Origin of the sequence: Streptomyces sp. SID3343 (assembly GCF_009865215.1) — a bacterium.
GTDB lineage: Bacteria > Actinomycetota > Actinomycetes > Streptomycetales > Streptomycetaceae > Embleya.
In genome coordinates, this window is the sequence record NZ_WWJX01000882.1 from 1 (window position 1) to 2,448 (window position 2,448).

Below are 2,448 nucleotides of genomic sequence, written 5' to 3' on the forward strand. Positions count from 1 at the left end.
GCGAAGCCGTCGCCGCTCGAATCGGGGCCGACCGTGGTCGACGGCCGCCGCCTCGAAGGCGACCTGCCGGGCCGCGATCTGCCGGTGCGGCCTCCGTTGCGGACGGTCGGCGGCCGGGGCGGCGAGCCGGCGCCCGCGGCGCTGGAGATCGCCACGCCGGCCGTGCTGCGGCAACTGCTCAAGGAGCCGCCCGATCCGGGACCGCTCGCCGTGCCGATGCACTCGCGCACCGGGCAGCTCACCGTGGTCGGCGCCGACCAGTACGCGATGCTCACCCGCACGTATCGGCAGATGTACTGGGTCGCGCCCGCCGCGATGGCCTACCCCTCGGTCCTGACCCACGTGCGCCTGGGCACGCAACTGCTCACCGCCCCGGGGCCGGCCCGGGCCCGGCGGATCCTGAGCGCGTCGCTCGCCGAAACCGCGATGCTCGCCGGCCGGATGGCCTTCTTCGACCTCAGCCGCCCGCGCGACGCCAAGGACCACTACCTCGTCGCGTTACGCGCGGCCAACGAGGCCGGCGACAACCTGCTCGCCGCCGCGATCGTCGCGCACACCGCGTTCATCCCCGCGTTCGACGCGGCGCCCGTCGCCGCGGCGGACATCCTCGACCACGCGCGCCGCACGGCCACCCGCGGCGCGCCGATGGTGATGCACGCGTGGTTCGACGCCGTGCAGTCCGAGTTCGAGGCGCTGCGCGGCACCCCCGAGCGCGGTCTGCATCTGCTCGATCGCGCCGAGGACCTGATGTGCCATCCCGACAACACCCCCACGCCGCCCTGGCTCGACTTCTTCGACGCCTCGCGGCTGTGGGGCTTTCGCGGCAAGGCCGAACTCACCGCGCGGCGGATGGCCCAGGCGCAGGAGTCGCTCACCGACGCGTTGCAGAACCTGCCCGCCAACGGCGACAAGCAGCGCGCGGTGATGTACGCCGACCTCGCCGAGGCGTCCCGCCAGGCCGGTGACGTCGACGAGGCCTGCGGGCGCCTGTTCCAGTCGATCGACATGCTGCGCGTGCACTGGTACTCGATGGCCTGGAAGCGGGTGAAGAAGGCGCGCGAGGAACTGGAGCCGTTTCGCAACTCCAACGCGGTCCGCCGGCTCGACGAGGCCATGGAGTCCTTCACCGAACTCGCCCCCACCGACGACACCGGCTTCGTGGCGCTGCCCGGCGTGGGCGAGGAACCCGGGTAGCGCGACCGGTCGGCCCACCGGTTTTCGGCCGATTCCGCTTTCGTGTCGGTGACATGGTCCACACTGATCCGGGACCGGACGGTTCATCGAGGAAAGCCGTACACCAGACATGCGCACGACGGGTACGACCGGCGCCATCGCCACCACACTGGAGCAGTTGCGCGGGGACCTGCCCACGCGCAACCACAACGCCCGGACGGTGGCGGCCCTGGCCGCCAACCCGGGCTGCGCGCGGCGCGGCGTCCTGGACGCGGCCGGCATCGAGAAGACCGTCCTCGCCGATCGGCTCGGCTTCCCCGCGCGCTACGGCCAGTCGCCGTTCGCGATCGTGCGCGGCAACGCGTTCGAGAAGCGGGTCAAGGCCGACGGCGGGCGCGAGTTGCGCCGGTTGCTCGCCGAGACGCTGGGCGCCGACATCGACGACGGACCCCTCGTGGACGTCGACGGGGGAGCGGCCGACGAGACGCCCGAGGCGTCGAGCGGAGAGCCGAACGCCCGTCCCGCGCGCGCCGGTCGGGAGGAGCGGGTGGCCCGCACCCGAGAGGCGCTCGCCCGGGCCGCGCGCGGCGAACCCGACGCGTGCGCGATCCTCGACCACCCGCTGCTTCCGCTCGACGTCGCCGGGCAGCGGGCCTACCTGGAGCCCGACGCGATGGCGTGCCGCGTGGCCGGCCGGCTCTACGTCGTGGAGATAAAGTCCTTCGCGATCATCGACGGCTCGGCCGACCCCGGCAAACTCGCCTCCGCCGCCCGCCAAGCCGCCGTCTACGTCCTGGCGCTGCGCCGGCTCGCCCGCGAACTCGGCCTGGACGAGGACGTCGTGGCCACCGACATCGTGCTGGTGTGCGCGCAGGACTTCTCCAACCGGCCGATCGCCGCCGTCCTGGACGTGCGCCGCGAACTCGCCACGACCCGGCGCCGCCTGGAGCGGCTGTCGGGCGTCGGCGACCTGCTCGCGCAACTCCCCGACGGCCTCACCTTCGACGCCGAGGGCGTCGGCTCCGCGATCGCCGGTGTGCCCGCCGCCTACGTCCCCGACTGCCTGTCCGCGTGCGAACTCGCCCTGTTCTGCCGGGCCGAGGCCCGCACGTGCGCCCCCGGCCCGGGCACCGACGTCGGCGGCGGCACCGTCGGTACGCTCGGCACGTCGGTGCGCGGGGCGCTCGGTGGCATCGAGGACATCGGTACGGCCCTGGCCCTCGCCGACGGCACGCGCGCGCCGGAACCGGGCCAGGAGGACGTGGCCAGGCTGCT

At 74.0% G+C, this 2,448-nt stretch carries 2 protein-coding genes; both read left to right on the forward strand.

The genetic code is table 11. The features are described 5' to 3' along the window. Positions 1-1,194 (forward strand): hypothetical protein (locus GT354_RS27500; RefSeq protein WP_161359074.1); only part of this gene is annotated, 1,194 nt, incomplete at its 5' end. Positions 1,195-1,303: 109 nt separating this feature from the next. After that, on the forward strand, positions 1,304-2,448 hold a 1,145-nt coding region (locus GT354_RS27505; protein ID WP_202512364.1), incomplete at its 3' end, for a hypothetical protein.